Here is a 24,454-nt window from a genome sequence, read left to right as displayed (position 1 = left end):
TTTTTACAACAATATCGCATCCCGCAACCTCGGATGCTTTTTATCCTTCTCCGACAATATAATATCCTCTAACGGCAATCTCCAATCTATCCCTAAATCCGGATCATCGAAACAAATCGCCCCTTCATAATCCGGAGCGTAATATTCGTCACACTTGTACTGAAATATCGCCTCCTCACTCAAAACCGCAAATCCATGCGCAAACCCCTTAGGTAAGAAAAATTGCAATTTATTCTCTTCACTCAGCTCCACGGCAACATATTTCCCGAAAGTCGGTGAACCTTTACGAATATCCACGGCAACATCCAAAACACGACCTTTCACCACTCTCACCAGTTTCGCTTGCGTATATGGAGGTAATTGATAATGCAAACCCCGTAAAACACCATATTTAGATTTAGATTCATTATCCTGCACAAACACCGTTTTACTTACCTTCTCTTCAAAATGTTTTAAAGAAAAACTTTCGAAGAAATATCCCCGATCATCACCGAACACCCGCGGTTCAAGTATAAAAACACCTTCTATTTCAGTCTCAATAACCTTCATTATAATTGAAAATTGAAAATTGAAAATTGAAAATGTACCACTAGGTACAATTTCATACTTCAATTTACAGATTATACATTGATTCGCAATACTTCATGTATTCCCCACTCGTCACGTTATCCAACCAATCCTGATTCTCCAAATACCATTTTACCGTTTTTTCAATCCCCTCCTCGAACTGCAAGGAAGGCTCCCAACCCAACTCTTCATGTAATTTAGTGGAATCAATAGCGTAACGCAAATCGTGCCCGGCCCGGTCTGTTACATACGTGATCAGCTTCTCGGAAGTTCCTTCCGGACGGCCTAATAAACGATCAGTAACCTTGATCATGACCTTGATCAGATCAATATTTTTCCATTCGTTAAACCCGCCTATATTGTAAGTGTCCCCCACTTTACCTTTATGGAATATCAAATCAATTGCCCGTGCATGATCCTCCACGAACAACCAATCCCTCACGTTCTCTCCTGTTCCATACACAGGAAGTGGTTTATTATGACGAATATTGTTTATAAACAACGGGATCAACTTCTCCGGGAACTGGTAAGTTCCGTAATTGTTAGAACAATTAGAAATTTTCACGGGTAAACCGTAAGTGTCATGATAAGCTCTCACGAAATGATCCGAAGAGGCTTTCGATGCCGAATAGGGAGAATGAGGATCGTATTTTGTGGTCTCCAAAAAGAAACCTCCATTCGGTTGCAAAGAACCATACACTTCATCCGTTGAAACATGATAAAATAGTTTTCCGTCAAAATCACCCTCCCAAGCCAATTTCGCTGCTTGCAACAAGCTTAACGTTCCCATTACGTTTGTCTGGGCAAAAGAAAACGGATCTTTGATAGATCGATCCACGTGACTCTCTGCTGCCAAATGGATTACCCCATCTATTTCATATTCAGCAAAAACCTCACGCATTTTCTCAAAGTCACAAATATCCGCTTTCACGAACTTGTAATTCGGCATGTTCTCAATATCCTTCAAATTAGCAAGGTTACCCGCATAAGTCAATTTATCCAAATTGACAATACGATACTCCGGATACTTGTTTACCATTAGCCGAACCAGATGCGAACCGATAAATCCGGCCCCGCCAGTGATTAATAAATTTTTCATTCTTCAAAATTTAGTTTCAAGTTTGCAGGTTACAAGTTGCAGGTTGTAGAATCCAGATAAGTAATTAACTTACAACATCTTTAGATAAACCATACAATCGGACAATAACCCGTTTACCTTTATTTCATCTATATTTTAGTTACAAGTTTACAGGTTACAAGTTGCTGGTTGTGGAATCCAAATAAGTAATTAATTTACTGATACCTTTAGATAAAACCATACAATCAGACAATAACCCGTTTACCTTTATTTCATCTATATACTTCAAATCTTTAGCTAAATACAACATACTCCTGACTTCACCACAACTTCCCCTCGATATTTGCAAAAACTTCTTAAACATCACATTACCACCAGCCTCATACCCCTCCGCAATATTATTCATCACCGAAACCGCCGCCCTTCTAACCTGATCATTAAACCCATAATCCTTCACTCCTGCAGTGTACAAGTAAACCTGATTTACCAACAAACGGGCATCCTGCCAAATCTTAAAATCCTCAAAACACCTAACCGTCCCCATAAACAATTTATAATCTGTAAATAACTTGTAACCTGTAACCTGCCAACCTGCAACTTATTGAAATTACTGCAGTAATTTCAATAAATACTGTCCATACTGGTTTTTGATCATCGGTTGAGCCACAGCCCTCAAACGCTCCGCATCTATCCATCCCTTCATATAGGCAATTTCCTCCAAACAAGCAATCTTCAGCCCTTGACGTTTCTCGATAACTTCTACAAAATTAGAAGCTTCAGCCAATGAATCATGAGTTCCCGTATCCAACCAAGCAAATCCACGTCCCAACAACTGAACTTTTAAGTCACCCGCTTCTAAAAAGGTCTGATTCACAGAAGTAATTTCCAACTCTCCGCGAGCGGACGGTTTTATCTCTTTAGCAACACGAACCACTTCGTTCGGATAAAAATACAACCCGACCACGGCATAATTCGATTTCGGATTCTTCGGTTTTTCTTCAATACTCAGCACATTTCCGTCTTGATCGAATTCGGCCACCCCGTAACGTTCCGGATCATTTACCCAATAACCGAAAACAGTTGCTTTATCCTCCCCTTCCGCGGCTTTCACGGCATCTAACAACATTCCTGTAAAATGCTGTCCATAAAAAATATTATCCCCCAACACCAAGCAAACCGAATCATTTCCGATAAACTCCTCCCCGATAATAAATGCTTGTGCTAACCCATCCGGGCTTGGCTGTTCTGCATACGTGAAATGAACCCCGTAATCGGAGCCATCACCGAGTAAACGTTCGAACCCCGGTAAATCCTGCGGGGTTGAAATAATTAAAATATCCTTGATTCCCGCCAGCATTAATACTGAAATGGGATAATATACCATTGGCTTATCATATATCGGCAATAACTGCTTTGATACGCCTTTCGTAATTGGATATAACCTGGTCCCGGATCCACCGGCTAATACAATTCCTTTCATATCATTAAATTCTGACGCGAAGTTATCATTTTATTTATAGGCTCCAGTATTTCATCAGGTGAATTTTCCCCCTATAAATCCCTTTTATATCTCCTAATACAGCGTGTTCGTATGTCAATCCACGGAAATACTCCTCGTCCAGATCCATGTACTCCTTATGCGCTACTGCCACGATGACAGCATCATAATTTGCCCGGGGCTTCTCGATCAACTTAAAACCGTATTCATGCATCACTTCTTCGGAATCTGCATTCGGGTCCGTGACATCTACATCCACGCCAAAATCTTTCAACTCGTTCACTATATCCACGACTTTCGAATTCCGAATATCCGATACATCCTCTTTAAACGTAACCCCCATAACCAACACTCGAGCGCCCAAGATATTCTTTCCCATCCCGATCATCTTCTTCACAATCTTCTTGGCTATATATCCTCCCATCGAATCATTTACAAACCGCCCGGCATTAATCATTTGCGGATGATACTTCAACTCTTTTGCCTTATGCACCAAGTAATAGGGATCCACCCCGATACAATGTCCTCCCACTAAACCGGGATAAAACTTCAAGAAATTCCATTTCGTCCCCGCAGCCTCCAGCACGTCATACGTGTTGATACCAATACGGCTGAAAATAATGGATAACTCGTTCATCAGAGCTATATTCACATCCCGTTGTGTATTTTCAATAATCTTCCCGGCCTCAGCCACCTTAATATTCGGAGCCCGATGTACTCCCGGTTTCACTACTAACTCGTAAACCTTAGCCACCGTTTCCAAAGTCTCTGCATCACATCCAGAAACAATCTTTACCGTGTTAGCCAACGTATGAACCTTGTCGCCCGGATTAATACGTTCCGGAGAATAACCGATCTTAAAATCAATTCCAACTTTCAGTCCGGAAACCTCTTCCAACACCGGGACACAATCTTCTTCCGTACAACCCGGATAAACCGTAGATTCATAAACCACGTAATCTCCCTTCTTTAAGGCCATTCCTACCGTGCGGGATGCCGCCAGCAGGGGTTTCAAATCCGGTTGATTAAACCTATCTATCGGGGTCGGAACCGCCACGATAAAAAACGACGCTTCCCGTAACTCATCCACGGAAGAAGTAAAATAAATATCGCTATTCTCAAACGCATCCGTCCCCAACTCATTACACGGGTCGATTTTCTTTCTCATCTTTGCCAACCGTTCCTCGTTAATATCAAAACCGATCACGGAAATCTTCTTGGCAAACTCCAGTGCTATCGGTAACCCGACATACCCCAACCCGACTAATGCCAACTTTGCCTTTTTATTTAGTAACTTATTATACATACACAGTAATTTAAAATGTAGAGTTTAGAATTTAGAGGAGAAAGAATCTGTAACTCGTCCAAAGCGAACGCTCGTGCGACTAAAATCTAAAATCATAAATCTAAAATTAATCAAGTCTATCTTCCGGCCCCAACGGACGGTACGGCCCATCTTTCACTTCAAAAATCACGGTTCCTTTTTCCACGACTTCCAACGTGTGCCATTGCCCGGCAGGTATATGAATACCATATTCACCTTTCAACGGATTCAAGGTCACGGACTCGGTTACCCGCTTGTCATCATCATAAAAAAACACGTTAATTTCACCACGCAGCACGATATAAGTCTCCGCGGTAAAACAATGTCTATGCACAGGTAATTCCGTCCCCGGCTCCAGAGCATTCAACAAACGTTGAGCATTAGCCTCCAACGTATCGTGAAAATTATAATTCATCCTCAGACGCGGACTCTCCGCAGCCTGCCGAGAAACCTCATCTAACAACCCATTATCAATAATCTTCATTTTCCCTTTATTTTTAGTTTTTACCCTTAGTTTTTAATTTTTTATCTTTCAGTTTTTAACTTTTATCTTTTAGTTTTTATCACCTTCCCCAACCGAAAGGATGTTTTACCAATGGTAATTTAGCCAAGGGATGATAATCCCCTTTTAAACCAATTGGGGTTGCGTGTCGAATATCATGAACTATCCCAATACAATTACGGGCTTCTTCTATACGGAACCCTTCTCCTGCCAGAATTTTCCGATAACTCTCGGTATGCAATTCCGTGAATCCTTGACTAAATTCAAATTCCTCCCCCTCAATACGGATAGAACGATAAGTTCTTTTCTCCCCTTGTACGGCATTTTCCGGTAAATTATCAGCATTTATACTCAAAAAATAACGTACACGAGCCTTTTCCAATCCCAAAAAACCGGCAACTCGGTCGTGACTCATCACATGCACGATATTCTCCTTTACCGGACCAAAAATCCATGACAACATATCATAAAAATGGACCCCGATATTCGTGGCGACACCTCCACTCTTCCGCTCGTCTCCTTTCCAACTCGTGTAATACCAATTTCCGCGAGAAGTAATATAAGTCAAATCCACGTCATACACCTTGTCTTTCGGTCCTTCCTCGATCTTCTTTTTCAAAGCTTTTATTGACTCGTGTAAACGCAATTGCAGGATTGTGTACCCTTTATGTCCTGTCTCTTTCTCCACGTCCTCCAATGCATCTATATTCCAAGGATTCAATACCAACGGTTTCTCGCAAATCACATCAGCCCCCAAACGCAAACCATAACGGATATGAGCGTCGTGCAAATAATTCGGCGTACAGATTGATACCATATCCACCCGTTCGTCTGTCTTCTTCAATTTTGAACAATGACGATCGAACAACTCCATCTCCGTGAAAAAAGAACAATTCGGGAAATAACTATCCATGATGCCCACGCTGTCAAACTTGTCATAAGCAGCTACCAACTGATTCCCCGTGTCTTTTATAGCTCGCAAATGCCTTGGAGCTATATATCCTGCCACGCCAATAATTGCAAAATTCTTCATATCCATTTTATTAATTCTTTACTCACGTCTACCTTTGGGTCAAATTAAAAATTTGAACTTCAAAAATATAACATTAATACTTTACATCAAACGAAAGAAGGACGAAATTCGAAGTTATTTTTCCTTCGTACATTTCAATGCCTCGTACAAAACTTCTATCGGATGCAACGCCTGTTTCCCCGTACCATCCTTTATTTGTTGTCGGCAACTCGTTCCCGGGGCTGAAATACAAACATCCTCCCCAGCACCCCTCACGGCAGGAAATAACACTTGTTCCCCGATTTTCATGGACAACTCGTAATGTTTTTTCTCGTACCCGAAAGCTCCCGCCATCCCACAACATCCGGAAGGAATAACCTCCACGCTATAATTCACTGGCAAAGATAACATTTCTCTAGAAGGCTCGACAGAAACCAACGACTTTTGGTGACAATGCCCATGCAACATAATCTTCAACGGTTGATCAGTAAATTGTTCTGCCCGGATTCTTCCGGCACGAATCTCCCGGGTAAAAAACTCGTCATACAACAAGCAATTTTTCCCTAACCTCACGGCCTCTTCCTTCAAATCATCTCCTACCAAATCCGGGTATTCATCCCGGAACGATAATATACACGAAGGCTCAATACCTATCAATGGAATATTTTCTGTAACCAAGCTTTTCAACAATAGTACATTCTTCCGGGCCACTCCTTTCGCCACCTTCAACATACCTTTCGAAATCGCTGTCCGTCCACTTTCCACGTGTTTCGGTATAATAACCTCATACCCTAACCGATCCAGTAATTCAATCATCTTTATCCCGATCTCCACGTCCATGTAATTGGTAAACTCATCGGCAAAAAGAAACACTCTTCCCACGATCTCACCCCTATTCTTTCGCCGATAACGACCAAGCCAATGTTTCAACGTGGTCTTATAAAGAGTAGGAATCGCCCGCTCCGGGGCAAAATGCAACATTCGTTTCAACATCCCGCCTGTCATCCGGTTTCGAACGACGGCATTATAAAACCACGGTAAGATCGTACCCAAACGCTGAATTTCTGTCAAACGGGCAATCAAAAAAGCCTTCATCGGCACCCCGCACACATCATAATGCTGTTGCAGGAACTCTGCCTTAAAACGAGCAATATCCACGTTAGAAGGACATTCTGATTTACACGCTTTACATGAAACACAGGTATCTAACACTTCTAAAATCTCCCGCTGATCATATATCTTTTTCGTTCTCGGACGAGTCATCAACTCCCGTAACGTATTCGCCCTAGCCCGTGTCGTATGACTCTCTTCCCTTGTGGCACGAAAACTCGGACACATCGTACCACCAAAAGCATATGATTTCCGACAATCTCCCGAACCGTTACATTGCTCAATGGCGCACAACCAACCTTTTTCCTTCGAAAAATCAAAATAAGTACGACTCGTCACGTTCGAATCCCCTATCTCATATCGAAGAGAGGTATCCATGGGCGGCGTGTTCACAATCTTCCTCGCATTAAAAATGCCCTTCGGGTCCCAACAAGCTTTAGTCTCCTGCATCAAGTCATACACCTTCTCCCCGAACAACAATGGAATAAACTCCCCTCGTAAACGTCCGTCACCATGCTCTCCACTTAAAGAGCCGCGATGCTTTTTCACCAACTTAGCAGTCTCTTCTGCCACACGCCGGAATAACACCCGGTCATTCTCCTCCTTCAAATTCAACACGGGACGTAAATGTAACTCACCCGTACTGATATGTGCATGATACACGCACTTCAATCCCAGTCGTTCCAGCATCTCCCCGAAATCCTTCATGTAAGCAGGTAACCGTTCCGGAGCCACGGCTGTATCCTCAATCACGGACACGGGCTTCGCATTCCCCGGCATTCCGGACAACAACCCTAGTCCCGCCTTCCGTAAACTCCACACCCGGTTAATATCACTCCCGTACACTCTCGGGAAATGATACCCATACCCGTGCATCTTCATATCCGCTTCGATCTGGTCTGCCACCTGATCCACCTCTTCCCTACTTTTCTGTGCCAACTCAACAATCAGTATTGCAGCAGGATCACCTTGAACGAAAAAACGGTTCTTATTTTGTGCTATATTTCCTTTACTTAGTTCTAATATATTCTGATCCATTAACTCGATAGCCACCGGGTGGTGTTTCAATGCGACCAGATTCCCCTCAAACGCCTCCTCTAATGTCCTGCAATGTACACAAATTACCGCCTTTTCTTTGGGTGGTAACGGGACAAGATTCAATTTCAACTCGGTCACAAATGCCAGAGTTCCTTCTGATCCGGCTAATAACTTGCACAAATTAAACTTTTCCTCATAAGCAACATCAAAGTAATCCGAGTACAACAATTGATCAATGGCATACCCAGAATTTCTTCTCCGCAAAGCCGGGTCCGGAAAATGTTGAATAATCTCCTCTCTATTATTTTCCAACATCTCCACAGAACACCTGTATATCTTTCCCTCCAACGTGTCTTCCGTCATTTTATCCCTCACCTCATCTTTATTCATTCCCTTCAACCAAGCCTCCTCCCCGTCACTCAAAATAACTTTTGCCTCCAGAAGATGATCCCGAGTACTCCCGTACACCAAAGAATGAGAACCGCACGAATTATTTCCCACCATTCCTCCCAAACAACAACGATTAGAAGTAGAAGTCTCCGGCCCGAAGAACAATCCCAACGACTTTACCCGCATATTCAATTCATCCAGCACTACCCCCGGTTCAACCCGAACCCAATGTTCTTTTTCATTTATCTCTAGCACGTGATTCATATACCGGGACACATCAACGACCACCCCATTCCCTACCACCTGTCCCGCTAAAGAAGTTCCTGCGGCACGAGGAATCAATGTAATCCCATTTTTTCTGGCAAACTTGATACATTCCTTCACGTCCGAGGCATCCCGAGGATATACAACAGCCAATGGCATCTCCCGATAAGCCGATGCGTCTGTCGCATAAATCATTTGATGAAGAGAATCCGTCATCACGTCTCCCTTCATATTTCGTGCTAACTGTTCAAAATCAATCATTTTCAAAGACTATCAAATATTTTATCACACGTCCCGGTCCCCACGTACCGCAAAGGTAAAAAACTTCTCACAAAAAGAGGTATGCCAATACATTTTGACACACCTCCTGTAATATGAAAACCGGATCCCCGATTACAAACTTATTCTTTTATAAACCGTTTCAATTTATCATTTCCAAAAATATTAGCCACGAAAGGTAATGCCAAAACCATACCCACTCCAGCAAAGCCTCCCAAGAACGTAAACAACACGCAAATCAACCCCCTTTTAGGTTTAGAACGTTCAATCGGAACTACAACCGGTTCCACGATCGTCAAAATCGGTGTGGTTTCATTCACGGCAATCTTAGCCTGTTCCATCTGTTTTGCCAACTCGGAATACACGCTATAAGCAAGATTATATTCATTCGTTAAAGCCTCCTCCTGAGTCTTTGCCACGGCAGAAGAAAAACTCTTGTTCGCATCTCTGAAACGAGCCAAACTATCCTGCATCTTCTCGTAACGTTTTTTTGCAGCATCATATTGTTGCTCCACGAAAGTCAAATTTGACTTCACCTTCTCGATTTTAAAATCCGTAATATACGTCTGTAACAACTCTTGAGCCCGTTCAGCCAACTGAGCTACAGCCAAAGGTTCTCCTAAAGACGCAGACAATTGCACGTAACCGTCTTTATCATTCACGTTCAAAGAAATCATATCATTCAACATCTCCGACATCTTCTTCTCATCCTTTGAAAGTGACTGAATCGCACTTCCCTGCCCCGCAGAAATCATCGTTGTATCTTCTCCCCGAATTGCATTTATGATCACTCCCGGTAAACCAATCGTGTATTTCGCAATTGTACCTCCCAAACTAAATTTCTGGTACTCATCCTTTGTATAATAATCCAATAACGTGATCGGTTGATCATACTCTTCAAACTTCAACGGGGTCGCCATCAAGTCCTTCTTAAAAGGAATACTTGCCACAATCTTAGGATAAATTGTCGGAGATAAAACCTCACCACCAGAAGCCCCACCTAAATTAATTCCGACCATGGATGCCAGTCCACTCAAATTTCCACCAACTTTCTTATCCCCGGATTGAGGGACCATCGTACATCCAGCAGTATATTCTTTCGGACTAAACAGGGCCACTAATACCCCTAGTACCATAAACACGACGGTAATTTTCAGTATCAGCTTCCGGTTTTTCCACAACTTCCGGACCACCTCTACCAAATCAATTTCTTCCTCCTGTGGCATCTGATTTGCCTGCTTTACTTCCTGTTCCATACTATTTCGTGTTGTTAAGAATTGCAGTAACCATTGCCGCTATCGAAGTCGTTGATGACGCCAAACTCAAAATTTCCGGTAAGCCCATCCGATTTTTGTTCATGGATTTCAACGGAACTATAATCTCGCATCCCGGCTCTATCTTTGTACGATTTCCCTTGCATACGGCAAGCGTCCCGTTTGGATAAAGCACATATGCTCTCCGTTTTTTCGCATCCACACTATACCCTCCGGCATTTTCCACGTAATCCTTATATTTCATTTTCTTGTGATAAGTTACAGCATTAGGATGCATCACCGCACCACTAATCTTAACTGTATTCACGTAATTAGAAACGTGCAACACATCACCTTCACGAAGTACCAAGTCTGCCTCGCCTCCCGGATTTTCCAATGCCTTTTTCAAATCGATTCCCACGTAATAAACCTTTTCCAAAGACATACTATCTATCACTAAAGAATCACGACTGGAATGTTTAGCTAACTGCAAAGCAGAACTAACTCTTGCCAATTCATCAGCATTCATCCGACGCAACAAACGAGCCCCATTCACGTAGGCTTTAGAAGTAACCCCGCCAGCCCGTTTTACAATATCAGAAAGACGATCATTAGATGAACGCTTTGCGTATACACCAGGGTAAAGTACCTCGCCATTCACCGTCACGTTCTGCTGTTCACGGTATCCCGGGGAACGACGAACATATATCTCATCAAAAGGTTCAAGTGTAAATTCAGGATCTCCTTCCACAACCAAACCATTCTTTAAACCAAATGTAAATAATTCAGCCTCAGCCGGAGCTTCCTCCGTACTATTAGGAGACTTTATTCTTCGGGAAACATCCACACGTACCATAGAGGCCGACTCCAACAAACCACCCGCTTGCAACACGGCATCTTCCAACGTCATATTATCCACGAAAGGATATTTTCGAGGATCCTTTACTTCTCCCCGAATATCAATCACATAATCTCCCCGCAATTGAGTTGCAGAAGGTACATACAAACGATCATTCTTTTTCAATGGAATATCGTCAATCTCACCTCTTAGCAATTTTCCCAAATCAACAGCAAGCATTTCTTGACTTAAATCCTCTTTCTCACGATATAAAATAGTTCTATTTAAAAAGGCATCTTCCCGCGGTCCTTCCACCACGTTTACCAAATCCTTCACGGTCTTTATGGAATTATTTATCGCGTAATTTCCCGGCCGATATACCGCCCCAGTCACGGATACTCGATTTTCGTACCGACTTATGATAGGATCAATCATAACAGAATCACCATCAGCTAACGTAAAGTCAACAAAATCCTCGTTATTTACAGTATATATCTGAAACTCGGAGTCTCCCTTACGGCTCACATTTACATTCTTCTTGTAAGCATCACTAGTAAATCCCCCAGCATACTCCAATAATTTACTCAGGCTCTCCTCTCCCTTCATCTCGTAACGCATCGGACGTTTCACTTTACCAGCTACAGTGACAATTTTCTCGTAAGTACCCACGTTAATCAAATCACCATCCTGCAAAGTAATATCAAAACTATTATTACCATTCATGATATAATCATAAACATCCACGTGCTTAAAGGCTTTTCCATTCCTATACAACACGACATCACGCAAAGTTCCCACGTTATTTACACCTCCTGCCGCATACAATGCGTGAAACACCGTTGCCAAAGAGGGCAACATATAAGTCCCAGGCATGACAATCTCCCCCATCACGTTCACCTGAATACTTCGAATTTGTCCCAACGATACTTTCAAAAATGTTGATGGATTTTCCGACGCTAAATCTGAATAGATACGACTAAACATCGTTTTTAAATAAGAAGATGCCTCTTGAATCCGTTTTCCATTCAAATAAATCGGTCCTATATTCGATACGTTTATACTCCCCTCCGGGGATATCACCTGCCGAACAGTCGCTTCCGAATTTCCCCATATATCAATGATAACCTCGTCTCCTGGCCCCAACACATAATTCTCCGGTGTAGGAATATTCAAACTCGGTTCAAAAGTTAAATTTTTATTACTAAACAAATTTCGACCGAAAATACTATTCTTATCCCCTTCTGTAACCAACACCACATCCCGATTCTCTAACGAGATAGTCTCTATACGCTCTCTATTTTCTTGAGCCAAACCTCCCTGCTTTCCTGAATTCTCTCTCTCGTAATTCTCCTTGATTCTCAACACCTGCTCTTTCGTGACGCCTTTTTGCGATAACATCAAAATAATCTCATCTTGACTTTTTCCTTGAGCCTGTGCGGACTTCACGGCTTCAATAACTTGTGCATCGGTCATCTGCGCACAAGCAATTCCCGTGACGCCAAGCATAAGTACAATAAAAATTAAAAATCTCATATTACTTTTTTTGAATGTTTTTTATGCAACCATCCCACAGGTTCATCTTTCTTGATTCACAAATCAATCCTGATAAACCTATATGCCGGATCGGCCACAAAGATACTGCATTAATTGAAAATCAAAAATCGAAAATCGAATTTTATTATAGTTTTCAGTCTATAATATTTCTTCAAATCTCATACTTGCTCTCGTAACGCATAAAATTTACGTCTCAAAGGTAAATAAACAACCACCAGCACCACCATAGAAATAATAAAATAAATCAATGTATACTCTGGAGTATACATCAACACCAACAAATACCCCAAATTAACAACAGCCTGTATTCCCATGTAGATCAAAGAAACAGGCAAATGAGCAAGCTTTCCCTCATTAGCCAACAACTGGTATAAATGTTTCCGATGTGGTTGACCGATATTCTCTTTCAACAAAATACGATGTATAATCGTCAGCACGCCATCTACCCCGTAAACAGCTAAAAACACCAATGCCGATACGTGTCCGGTGTGTATTATAAAGCTACCCAACAAAAAGAGTATAATAAAAGCCATTGATATAGCTCCTACATCTCCCGAAAAACATTTGGCATGAGAACGGAAATTATAAAAATTAAATACCAGCAATGATAGTATCACCACGGGAATAAACCCCGCCGGCGCTATCGGGAAAACAAACGCATTGATTCCCCATAACGCCAACATGGCAACCAGACTATATCCTCCGGTAATACCGTTAATACCATCCATGAAATTATATATATTGAGTATGGCTAACCCGACAAATAAAGCCACAACCACGTATCCCCACGAAACCTCATGAACCCCTAGCTGTAACAGCAGCAATAACAAAGAAAAGGTCTGGACCAAAAGACGAACCTTTGCAGAAAGCGGGTGCATATCATCAATAAAACTCACCAAAGCCACCAACGTCAACCCGCATAAAAACCAAGGTGCAAAAAAATCAAAGATCAATCCATGTACAAGTACCCCTAAATAAAAAATCACCCCACCTCCTCGTAGGGTAATTGCATGATGAGAACTCCTTGCATTAGGAACATCCAAAATATTATATCTCTTGGCAATCTTAAAATAAATGTTCTCCAGCACGAAAAGGAGCAGGAGAACAAATCCATAGATCCAATTTATCATTTTTGTTGCTTAAACGATTCAACCATTTCTCGAATTCCATCCTCCAACGTGTAACGAGGCTCGTAACCGATAGCGCTTAATGCTAACTGACGATCAATAACCACATCTCCCCAGAGTTTCTGATAAAGATCAGGACGAACCTTCTCTATCAGTTTCAAGAATATGGATGGAGAAGGTAGATTTATCGTGTGTACTCCCAATTGACGAGAAATTTCCTCGACCACGTTACGCGTAGAATAAGGAACTTTATCCGTCGGATAGAATACACCCTCAACCTCTTTCTCCACGGCTAAATGAATAAACTCAACCAAATTTTTTACATTAATAAAATCACGACTATTCCGGGCTGAACCGAAAGGCAGCGGAATATGTTTATTTACCAAACGAATCAAACGCAACATATTACCCGGAGCCATTCCACCCCCGTATGCCATTGGCGGACGAATAATTGCGGCCTTAAATTCCCGGTCACTCATTGCCACTAACTCTTTATCTGCTTTAAGCTTAGAACTCCCGTAATAAGTCTGTGGTCTTTCCGGTGTTGTCTCAGAAATTCGACTGGCACTACCGAACACGGCAATCGTACTCATCTGCACGAACTGACGTACCCTTGCCTGTTTTGCTTTTTGAGCTAATAAACAAGCCATCCGATAATTCACATCATCATAAAGCTCTTGGTCTTTCACTTCCGGACGATGTACGATAGCTGCAAAATTTATTACCGCATCAAACCCTGAAAATGCTTCAACAGGCATATCTCGAAATGCTTTCACAACAATCTCTTTCTCGTACCCGGTCGGCCTGCGACTGTAACACGTGATAGAATCCGTTGATACATATTTCTTTATAAATTGCCCGGCAATAAAACTATCTCCTCCAATAATCAATATTCTTTTCATTCCTTGATCCATTTAAAACGGCATAAACCTCCAACTTGCCCACATACATGAGCATCATTATCTATCTCATATTAGCGTGTTTATAAACAGGATACGCTCTCTCCCTCTTATCTTGCTCCCCCTTTTACGTCGTATAGACCTCAGATGTTTTATTCGTTCTCATATAATTAATAATAGTGTTGTGTGTGTTGTTTTTAATCAAGATGCAAAAGTACATCAATGGTTGCGTCACAAAATGATGTTTTTTTGTTTTTAACAAACTCTTAACAAAATTGGAACGCAATTAAATAAAGATTACCTCCTTTTTCTATATGTATAAACTTATATGTATTTTTGTCGAGTTAATCTATATCGAAAAACTATCAATGATACAAGAACATAGTCAACGTATTACAAGAAACACGCTAATACTTTACTTTCGAATGATTTTTACAATGCTCGTAAGTTTATATACATCGCGTGTTGTCTTGAATACATTAGGAGTGGAAGATTTTGGCATTTACAATGTCGTAGGAGGCGTGGTTGCAATGCTCAGTTTCATAAACGGCTCATTAAGTGCAGCTTCATCACGATATATTACTTATGAATTAGCGATAGGAACCCCAGAAAGTCTAAGAAAGACTTTTAGTTGTGTTATGACGATTCACATATTTATTGCCTTACTTATTGCGATCTTAGGAGAAACTGTTGGCTCATGGTTTTTACTTCATGAACTCAAAATTCCTGAAAACAGATTGAATTCTGCCATATGGGTATTCCAATGTTCTATTTTAAGCACAATGCTATCTATAATTAGCGTTCCTTACAACGCTACAATTATAGCTCATGAAAAAATGAATGTATATGCATATATCTCGATCATGGATGTAATGCTCAAATTAGGTATTGTCTATTTATTAGTGATTCTTCCTTTTGACAAACTTAAAATTTACGCATTACTTATACTTGCGATACAAATTTTTGATGTTTTCGTATACCGTTGGTATACATCCACTCGCTTTAAAGCATGCAAATTCAAATTTACCTGGGATCAATCCTTATTTAAAGATATTTTTATTTTCGTAGGCTGGACAATAAACGGTAATTTGGCCGTAATCGGTTACACTCAGGGATTAAATATTTTATTAAATTTATTTTTTGGCCCCGCAATCAACGCTGCAAGGGGAATTGCTGTACAAGTACAAACAGTTATTCAAAATTTTTGTAATAATTTTCAAGTAGCCCTAAACCCTCAATTAACAAAATCGTATGCACAGTCAGATTTTGAGTACATGCATAAACTATTAATTATTAGTTCTAAATTTTCATTTCTCCTACTTCTATTGCTTTCAATGCCAATAATCTTCGAAGCACAAACCATATTAAAATTATGGTTGAATATTGTTCCAGAATACACAGTCATTTTTCTAAGATTAATTTTGTGTTCAAGTATGCTCACGGCTTTAGCCAACCCACTCATCATATCCGTTCATGCCACAGGTAAATTAAAAACATTCCAGTTAGTTGAAGGTAGCATGCTTCTAACAATCGTACCAATATCGTATTTATTACTAAAATTTTGCAATGTTCCCCCAGAAGCTGTTTTTATTGTTCACATTGGCATTGAGATTTGTACACAATTTGCAAGAATGAAAATTGTTCTTCCCATGATTAACATGAAAATTCACGATTACATTAAAAATGTTCTATTTCCTATCACAAAAGTGCTTATCCTATCTCCTATTATTCCATTCATTATATATATTTGTATGCCCAATAATTGGTATTCTTTCATTATGGTGTGTTTCACATCGGCATTTTCAGTATTAATAGTAACATATTATATTGGATGCCAAAAACATGAAAGAATATTTATCAAACAAAAAATATACACGATCATAATGAAACTCAAATTAAAGAAATGATAAAGACCCCACATATATCGATTATTGTACCAGTTTATAATGTAGAACTTTACCTAGCGACTTGTATTAATAGTTTAATAAATCAAACATTCTCCGATATTGAAATTCTTCTCGTTGACGATGGAAGTTTAGATGGATCAGGTAACATTTGTGACAAATACGCTTCAGAAGACTCAAGAATTCGAGTATTTCACACCTCGAATAATGGAGTAACCTTTGCCCGTAAAACTGGTACAGAAAATGCACAGGGAGAATGGATTTGTTTCGTAGACTCAGATGATACGATGCCTTTAGATGCTCTCTCTCAAATGCTACACATGGTCGGTAATTGTGATATGTTAAAGGGAGACCATCGGAAAATTCATAATATAGATGCAAGTTCTTCACAATGTTCCATTCAACAGGATCTGATACAACTTCAATCAACAGATTTCATTTGTGAATGTCTAAAAAATTGGAAACTTCGAGGTCCTTGGGGAAGCTTGTATAAGAGGAAATTATTCGACAATAGTATTTTTGATCTTCCTCGAGATATCGTTCGAGGAGAAGATTATATAATGAATGTCAGATTAGGTAATAAAGCAAAACAAATAGCAGTAACCACATCTATTGTTTATAATTATTTCGACCGTCCAGGGTCTTGCATGAACACGTTCATTCCAACATTACAATATGAAAAACAATTTGAAAAATATTTAGTTGCAACCTTAGACTCCATACTCAACTCAAAAGAAATAAAGGAAGCCCTATTTTATCATCGCTATGCAGTAATAAAAACATTATATTTAACAAATAAAAAATTAGATACTAAAGATACTTACATAACAGAACTAATAAAAAATACCCGACATCTAAATTTAAGTAAAGAAGACAATATAATCCGTCATCTTTATAAGTACCCTCGACTTGCCAAAACCAGTCTAAAAACACTTCGGATATTACACAATTTAAAAGAAATCATAAAACCATCATGATTAAATATTTAAAATATATTCTATACCAACTTACATACAATATATTACCATTAATAATGCAAATCCCATCTTTTGCCATTAGACATGCAATTTTAAGATTATTATTAAAAAAGATCGGGAAAAAAACTTCAATATTTAGAGGTTTTGAATGTATAGCAGGATCACACATCTCTATCGGAGAACATTGTGTTATTAATAAAAATGTATTCATGGATGGTCGGGGCGGTAACTTAACGATTGGTAACAACGTCGATATTGCTAGAGAAGTAAACATTTGGACAATGGAACACGATGTACACGATGATCTACATGGACTTAAATGTGGTGAGGTCACAATAGAAGATCATGTATGGATCGCTTCACGTGTAACAATTCTTCCTGGAGTAACAATCGGACAAGGAGCCGTCATTGCATGTGGTTCTGTCGTTACAAAAGATATTCCCCCACGTGTAATAGCCGGAGGAATTCCAGCAAAAATAATTGGCCAACGCAACAACCAACTGAAATATGAATTATATTATCGACCATTATTTGAATGACAACATATTACTTTTTCTAAAAATAGCCTCATTTCCACCATAGAAGCAGTCATTGAATAATTTTTTAGAAACATTTCACGAGCATATCTCTGACATTCTAATAAGCGTTCTTTATTATGTCCTAAATCATTAAGAATTGTAATCATATCTTGAGCCGATACACTACATCCTCCAACTTGACGGGTGTCAATATCATACCCCTCAAAAGCCTCAGGTGTTCCAACAATAGCTTTCCCATACATCATAGCCTCTGCTGTTTTTGTCTTCATTCCACTACCTAAAAATAAAGGGCAAACTACTATATCCACTTTAGCATACCATTCTTTCAAACTTTGAACATAGCCAATCACTTGTACTCGATCCGAAATCAAATGAGATACAGCCTTTTCCATACCTTTCCCTACAATGAACAATTTCCCATCTACATACGGCATTACTTCTTGTACAAACCACGTGATCCCTTGAATATTTGCAAAAAAATCACTCCCTACAAAAAGATACTTAAGCTCATCTAAACCCTCTTCCTTCTTCGCCTCTCCCGAATCACTAAATGAAGTTGGTAATAAAGCTGTTACATCCTTTTTATATATATCTAATATTTGTTTAGCATCTCTATTATTCAATGCTATTAAATAATCACTATACTTTACTGCTAGTTTTTCTGCTCTATAAACAAAAAAGATGTTTAATAAATTTCCCATACTCTTTACATTATTTTTAAACATCTCCCAAGCATACCTTACCTCAACATTGTGCAAAAAAGTTACAATAGGTAATTGCGGGAACTCATCTTTCACCCGTTTCACAATACATCCATACAACGAATGTGCTATAAATACCAAATCCACTGGATGTTCCCTCAAATGAATAATAATTTCTTCTATATTCAGCCTCGACACCCCCCCATTAACTCCATGAACTCGTTCTTTTAAACGCTGCCAAAAAGGTACTTTATACTGTTCAAACTGAAAAACTTCAACATCACAACAAGTAGCTCTTAATAACTCTAAATTTCGATGATTAATCACACCTCCACCAAAATCTTGATCCATTTTCCCTACGATATAAAAAATTCTCATATCACTACTTTGTTATGTACAAACTCTTTATACGATTATTTATCTTTCTTCGCTCTGTATCATAAAACCATCCCCACTTATTAAAATAATAAATAGCAGCTTTTACATGGATTTTAAATAAACGCAAATTCTTATGGGATCCTTTTCTGAAATGATGATATACAAACGCCTTGGGATAAAACATAGTTTTATACTTTCGCCCTATACGACGACACAAATCAGTATCCTCACCATACATAAAGATTCCTTCATCAAATACCCCAATTTCAGTTATTACATGCCGAGGAATAAAAAGGAAACATCCAGAAAGATAAGGGACTTCCATTATAGAATTATAATCAGTAAAACGCATTTCAAAATCATAATCTAACTTTTTTTTCACCCTATCAATAGGAATAAGGCTACGTGCAATCCAATTAATTGGTGTCGGTAACAATTTACACAAATATTGCAAACTACCATCCGGATAAAGAACTTTAGGCATACAAATACCTACATCTTTATTCTGATCCATAAATTGCACCAACCGTTCTATGGTGCCAGCCTCAAAACTAATATCTGGATTCAATACTAAATGATATCTACCTAATCTTATCTCTTCCCTCATAATAATATTATGAGCGGCTCCAAAACCTATATTAGCATTATTAAAAATGTATTCAAGTCGAGGAATATTTTCACATAATACTCTTAAATCATCTGTTGGAGAGTTATCTACAATATAGAGTTTAACATTCAAAGTTGTATTTAAAAAACTATCAATAGCTTTCTTTAATACGTCTTCTCTTTCCTTATATGTTACAATCGTGGCCGTTACTAATAAATCATTCATAAATATTTCTCATCGTATTAAATCAAACATAAAGCAAATCACATTTTTGATTTTTCTCAAAAACCAATATGCAAGCGACGAATAAAAAATAATATCCTATAAAAATTTATCCCCCTCTTAAAACCTGCTAAAATCAACCTATGCTGCCAAATAAGAAATTTCAAATATTTTGTCCGGTAAAAATCACTATATATTTGTTTTACCAAGCTTTCTTCTCTATCTACTCCCCCTTGGTTGCAACAAGTCAATAAACATCTCAAATTAATAATTGCAATATCATCAAAATAATCACTATAAACATTCCTTGCTTTAAAAAAATCTGATACATACTTTGCGGCCAATAACGCATCCATCGCATGCTTTTTCGTTGGAGTTTTTGTTGCAGCACCCTGACGTTGATAGTAGTGATATCCATAATAACTACTTTTCGCTATTACTCGAGCATAAAATGATAATTGTAGCACACCCAACATATCCTCTGCCATACTCAAACCATCAGGAATGACCATCTTATGACATATTGATTTTTTTATTAACTTCATCCACAAGCACCATGGTTGCTTTCCTATTGCCAAACTATGAATAAACTCCTTTGAAGAAAGAACATCAAAATTAGTTGAAAACATTTCTATGTCCTCGTTATCAGTACTATAATAAGCGTTTCCCACAATAATATCTGCATCTTGCTGTTTTCCAAGCAAATATAACCGTTCTAAACTCTCACTCTCCAACCAATCATCTCCATCTAAAAAAAATATATATTTTCCCTGGGCATTCGCAAGTCCTTCTCTACGACAAGAGGTTACGCCACCATTCTCCTTATTAAGAACAACAACTCTTTCATCTCTTATCGCATATTCTTCTAATATCTCTAATGAATTATCAAGACTTCCATCATTTACAACAATAATTTCCAAATTTTTATAAGTCTGTGATATAACAGAATCTAGACAACGCTGCAAATACGAAGCTATATTATAAACTGGAATAATTACAGATATTTTATCCATTGTGTTATTTATTTTTATAAACCTGCTCAATTCCTGCCAATGTCCCTTTAAAAAAAGAGAAATTTTTCTCCAAACAACTCTTGATAAGGTTCAATAAAAGTAATCCTAATAAAACCCAATTCATTTTCAAAGATGATCCCAATCTATGTTTTCGATATATATGAACGTAATTAACTACATATTGTCTACGATAATTACTTTGATCTTTTTGTATCGTTGATACATGAGCATGAAACCCCTTAAAACCATCAAAAAAGCACGCTTTAAATTTTTTATTAAATTGATGAGAGAAGTCTGTATCTTCAAGATAAGCATAATCCTTAAAATATTCATCATAACAGATATCTGCAAAAACATATCTTCTATACACAGAAAAACCTCCTCTCAAAAAAGATGCAGGATGTTCCTTATATGAATCTAAAGCTAAAATAGGTAACCCACCCAAAGTCAAAGACATTTTTCCAAAATAGGAGGTAAAAAACAACTTTCCAAAAACATATTGCAATCTTCTTGTAAAAGTGGAAGGCAGTACTCTTTCAGACAAAGCCCCTGTAATTGCATCAATTTCAGGACGTTTCATAAAAAAAAGTCTCATTTTTTCTAAAGAGGCAGGAAAAAGATATATATCATCATCTAAAAACATTACCAAATCACATGTAGCTTTAGCAATTCCATAATTTCGTTGTAAAGGCAACCCTGGTAAAGTATGAAAATAACGAATATTAGGTTTCACCTCTCCAAAATCCTCTCGTCCTATTGCTCTAGGTCTATCACTACTATCAACAATTATAATTTCATCTCCTATATTAAACTGGTCTATAAAAAGTTCCAGATTATGAATAAGTATATCTCGACGATTTCTTGTGCAAAGTATCAAACTAACATTCATTTCAACAACTTACAATATTATCACTTACATCTAACTTGCTTGCTACTTTCTCTTGCCTATAAACATAGGACAAAAATAAAATAAAAGATAATAATGGGAAATAGAATATTTCTAAAACATTTCCCAATAAAAATATTGCAACAAATAGTAGTACAAAATTTTTATCTAGAAAATAATAACAATAAAATGCACAAGCGAAAACGATTAACAAACAAACGATCCCCATCTCTAATAAGATTTGGAGATAAGAATTATGCAAATTCATTCCTTCTGTCGTTATTTCACGAGTCTTTCCTGCTCCCAATCCCCAACAATAATCATCATTCAATTCTAAAGCATCGAAAGCCTCCAATTGACTTTCAAATCGTAAGGACAAAGAAACAAGTTTTTCTGCTATATAATCATTAGAAGTATCAACATCACGTAAAGTTGTCAAGACAAATAACATCCCATAATATATAACAAACACTCCAACTAAAACCATTCCACCTAAAACCTTCACATTCCTATTTGGCAATACCCACAATTTTTTTACATGAAAAAGTATAATGACACCAAACATCGTTATTATTAAAGAAAGAGAAAAAGAAAGTAAAACTGCCCCTATCAAAAAATAATTGAAATGCCCAGTTTTTACTTTCAAATAATAAATATAAACAAATAACAGATAAGAAAAAAAATTAGAATCTTCTATTACTCCAGAAAAACGCATGAAACCATGCGTTTCAACGCCTGTTGTCAATGACAATCCCAAGGTATTATATAATACCACATCAATATAAATTAATGCTGCATTAAAAAGAAGGAAACAATGAAGTAATTTCGTTATCCGTAAGTCATTTACCAAAGGTATATAAAGCGTTAACCAGATCAATGTTAATGTTTTAAATATCCTATAAGCTGCCCCTCCATCATGAATAAGCAAATAAAAAGTAGTTAGGACACCAACACTTACTAAATACACATAAAACCCTTTTCGATGCCTCACATCTGATCCTAGAAAAAGACAAAATAATATAGCACAAGCAAAAACGATATATAAATTCATCGCATAGGTTAATGAGAAAAAACCTAGCACAAAAAATATATTATAAAGTCCATTAAAAGAAATCAAGTTTCTCATTTAAACATTCCCCTAACCAAAAGTCCTATTATTCCAAAAAATCCGAATAAAAAAACACTTCCTAAAATAATTAATAATGTTCTAGGTTCGCTTGGATATGAAGGAACAGAAGCTGGTTCTATTATAGCAAACGTAGGCGTTTCTTCTTGAACTTTCATTTTTGCTTTATCCAATTCCTCAATCATCGATGCGTATGGCTTATAAACCAATTCTACGTCTTGTTTCAATCGAAATTGCTCCATCGTTGAAACACTAGAAACACTTTCTCTATGAGAAGCTATATATTTACTTAAATCTTCCTGCTTTTTTTCATAATTAAGCCGAGCGTTATTCAATAGATTCTCATAAAATTTCACATCAACATTAGCTTTATATGTTTTTTTCTCTGCCACCAATGTTTGCATTTTTTTCAGGATTTCATTTGCTACTAACGCAGAAACCATAGGATCTTGCATCCTCACAATCAAATTCATCACACCATTGCGTTTATCCATTTGGACTTTTATGTCCTTATTCATTCTCCCTACAAATGTAGCTTGTTCTGGTGCTAGTTGAAATAAATTTACAGTATCAAGAAAAATAGGCTTTCCATACCTCCATTTTTGTATCGTAGCAGGTAGCTCTATAATATCTCGCCACCAAGGGAACTTATATTCATTCAATATATAATTTCGCAATAAAATTTTACTTTTATCTAGCTTAGAAACTTCTAAACTCCAAAAGTTTAATAGGAACGGTTTACTTTTAACAATATCCGAAATAAAATTACTATTATCAATAGTAGACTGATCTGGAACTATCTTTATCGTTGTAGTATACGCAGTTGGAATACTCCAAGACACAATTAATCCAACAACAACCCCTATACAAATAATTAACAATAACTTTTTCTTATTTGTCCAAACCTGTTCAAACATTATCAAGGGATCTATCCCTTTTAATTTTTGTTCTCTATTCATCAGAATTCAATTAAATATTCTTTTATTTACATTTTTCACGGAATAAACTACTATTAAACAACCATATAGATTAATAGATAAAAACAAATATTTTGTTTGCGAAGTTACAACAATAAGTAGTTTAAAGCAAACAATTAATCACGAAACTATTTATACGATAATTCAATCATCGTCATCACAAGTAACCATGAGGCTCATGCAGATTTTCTAAATCTTCCCACATCCAAAATCGTTATCCCACCGCCACATGACGGGAACATAACATAAGAGAAAGCGACCAGTAAGACCCAAGAAATAGTTAAACCATAGAATTAAGGTATTATTACTCTAGGAACAAGCATAACAAATAAAATTACAGCTGAGAAAATATCATGTAACACAAATTCAACCCAAATGAAGAAGTAATCCT

General features: G+C 38.0%; 21 protein-coding genes. 3 read left to right on the top strand and 18 right to left on the bottom strand.

Translation table 11 applies throughout. The annotated features are described in order from the left end of the window. Positions 1–3 precede the first annotated feature (3 nt). The 12 genes from rfbC to F1644_RS20000 form a co-directional block, all read right to left on the bottom strand. Positions 4–549 (bottom strand): dTDP-4-dehydrorhamnose 3,5-epimerase, encoded by a 546-nt coding sequence (gene rfbC / locus F1644_RS20055; protein ID WP_118304219.1) that lies wholly within the window; start codon positions 547–549, stop codon positions 4–6. A gap of 64 nt (positions 550–613) precedes the next feature. Beyond that, entirely contained in the window at positions 614–1,666 is a 1,053-nt protein-coding gene (rfbB, locus tag F1644_RS20050; RefSeq protein WP_118304221.1) for a dTDP-glucose 4,6-dehydratase, read from the bottom strand. Between the two features lie 154 nt (positions 1,667–1,820). Next, positions 1,821–2,189, bottom strand: coding sequence for a four helix bundle protein (locus F1644_RS20045; protein ID WP_118304224.1), 369 nt, complete (start codon positions 2,187–2,189; stop codon positions 1,821–1,823). A 63-nt stretch (positions 2,190–2,252) separates the two neighbouring features. Next, positions 2,253–3,125 (bottom strand): glucose-1-phosphate thymidylyltransferase RfbA, encoded by an 873-nt coding sequence (gene rfbA, locus F1644_RS20040; protein ID WP_087422400.1) that lies wholly within the window; start codon positions 3,123–3,125, stop codon positions 2,253–2,255. A gap of 34 nt (positions 3,126–3,159) precedes the next feature. Continuing rightward, entirely contained in the window at positions 3,160–4,449 is a 1,290-nt protein-coding gene (locus F1644_RS20035; protein WP_118304226.1) for a nucleotide sugar dehydrogenase, read from the bottom strand. 106 nt (positions 4,450–4,555) lie between these two features. Then, positions 4,556–4,951 (bottom strand): WbuC family cupin fold metalloprotein, encoded by a 396-nt coding sequence (locus F1644_RS20030; protein WP_087422402.1) that lies wholly within the window; start codon positions 4,949–4,951, stop codon positions 4,556–4,558. Positions 4,952–5,030: 79 nt separating this feature from the next. Beyond that, entirely contained in the window at positions 5,031–6,002 is a 972-nt protein-coding gene (locus F1644_RS20025; RefSeq protein ID WP_087422508.1) for a Gfo/Idh/MocA family protein, read from the bottom strand. A gap of 114 nt (positions 6,003–6,116) precedes the next feature. Then, the gene (locus F1644_RS20020) at positions 6,117–9,044 is read right to left on the bottom strand and encodes an FAD-binding and (Fe-S)-binding domain-containing protein (protein ID WP_189021497.1); all 2,928 of its coding nucleotides are present in this window, start codon (positions 9,042–9,044) and stop codon (positions 6,117–6,119) included. Between the two features lie 140 nt (positions 9,045–9,184). Further along, on the bottom strand, positions 9,185–10,318 hold the full coding sequence (locus tag F1644_RS20015; protein ID WP_087422403.1) for a Wzz/FepE/Etk N-terminal domain-containing protein: 1,134 nt from the start codon (positions 10,316–10,318) through the stop codon (positions 9,185–9,187). A gap of 1 nt (position 10,319) precedes the next feature. Next, the gene (locus tag F1644_RS20010; RefSeq protein ID WP_087422404.1) at positions 10,320–12,686 is read right to left on the bottom strand and encodes an SLBB domain-containing protein; all 2,367 of its coding nucleotides are present in this window, start codon (positions 12,684–12,686) and stop codon (positions 10,320–10,322) included. 179 nt (positions 12,687–12,865) lie between these two features. Then, complete coding sequence (locus F1644_RS20005) at positions 12,866–13,837, bottom strand: MraY family glycosyltransferase (protein WP_118304228.1); 972 nt, start codon at positions 13,835–13,837, stop codon at positions 12,866–12,868. Then, the gene (locus F1644_RS20000; protein WP_158571978.1) at positions 13,834–14,736 is read right to left on the bottom strand and encodes an NAD-dependent epimerase/dehydratase family protein; all 903 of its coding nucleotides are present in this window, start codon (positions 14,734–14,736) and stop codon (positions 13,834–13,836) included. Before F1644_RS20000 ends, F1644_RS20005 begins: the two co-directional genes overlap by 4 nt. Positions 14,737–15,170: 434 nt before the next feature. Between F1644_RS20000 and F1644_RS19995 the strand changes: the two genes are divergently transcribed. The 3 genes from F1644_RS19995 to F1644_RS19985 are packed head-to-tail and all read left to right on the top strand — an operon-like array spanning position 15,171 to position 18,153. After that, complete coding sequence (locus F1644_RS19995) at positions 15,171–16,640, top strand: MATE family efflux transporter (protein ID WP_229128230.1); 1,470 nt, start codon at positions 15,171–15,173, stop codon at positions 16,638–16,640. Beyond that, positions 16,637–17,614: a glycosyltransferase family 2 protein gene (locus F1644_RS19990; RefSeq protein WP_087422407.1), complete on the top strand. Its 978-nt coding sequence runs from the start codon at positions 16,637–16,639 to the stop codon at positions 17,612–17,614. Before F1644_RS19995 ends, F1644_RS19990 begins: the two co-directional genes overlap by 4 nt. After that, entirely contained in the window at positions 17,611–18,153 is a 543-nt protein-coding gene (locus F1644_RS19985; protein ID WP_087422408.1) for an acyltransferase, read from the top strand. Before F1644_RS19990 ends, F1644_RS19985 begins: the two co-directional genes overlap by 4 nt. Here the strand turns inward: F1644_RS19985 and F1644_RS19980 are convergent. From F1644_RS19980 to F1644_RS19955, 6 genes are read right to left on the bottom strand one after another with little or no spacing between them, the layout of a single operon-like run. Further along, positions 18,132–19,232 carry a glycosyltransferase gene (locus tag F1644_RS19980; protein ID WP_087422409.1) on the bottom strand — a complete coding sequence of 367 codons (1,101 nt, stop codon included), beginning with the start codon at positions 19,230–19,232 and terminating at the stop codon, positions 18,132–18,134. The two genes, F1644_RS19985 and F1644_RS19980, sit on opposite strands and share 22 nt — an antisense overlap. 4 nt (positions 19,233–19,236) lie before the next feature. Further along, positions 19,237–20,064: a glycosyltransferase family 2 protein gene (locus F1644_RS19975; protein WP_087422410.1), complete on the bottom strand. Its 828-nt coding sequence runs from the start codon at positions 20,062–20,064 to the stop codon at positions 19,237–19,239. A gap of 56 nt (positions 20,065–20,120) precedes the next feature. After that, a complete protein-coding gene (locus F1644_RS19970; RefSeq protein ID WP_118304232.1) occupies positions 20,121–21,074 on the bottom strand; it encodes a glycosyltransferase family 2 protein in 954 nt (317 codons plus the stop codon). Between the two features lie 4 nt (positions 21,075–21,078). Beyond that, positions 21,079–21,963, bottom strand: a complete 885-nt coding sequence (locus F1644_RS19965) for a glycosyltransferase family 2 protein (protein ID WP_087422412.1) — start codon at positions 21,961–21,963, stop codon at positions 21,079–21,081. 1 nt (position 21,964) lies between these two features. Then, positions 21,965–23,086, bottom strand: a complete 1,122-nt coding sequence (locus tag F1644_RS19960; RefSeq protein ID WP_087422413.1) for an O-antigen ligase family protein — start codon at positions 23,084–23,086, stop codon at positions 21,965–21,967. Then, entirely contained in the window at positions 23,083–24,045 is a 963-nt protein-coding gene (locus F1644_RS19955) for a GumC domain-containing protein (RefSeq protein WP_087422414.1), read from the bottom strand. The genes F1644_RS19960 and F1644_RS19955 overlap by 4 nt, the downstream gene beginning before the upstream one ends. Between the last annotated feature and the right edge of the window lie 409 nt (positions 24,046–24,454).

Source organism: Butyricimonas paravirosa, assembly GCF_032878955.1.
Classification (GTDB): domain Bacteria; phylum Bacteroidota; class Bacteroidia; order Bacteroidales; family Marinifilaceae; genus Butyricimonas; species Butyricimonas paravirosa.
The sequence above is the reverse complement of the archived record's forward strand: the minus strand, read 5'-3'. Positions and strand labels throughout refer to the sequence as shown.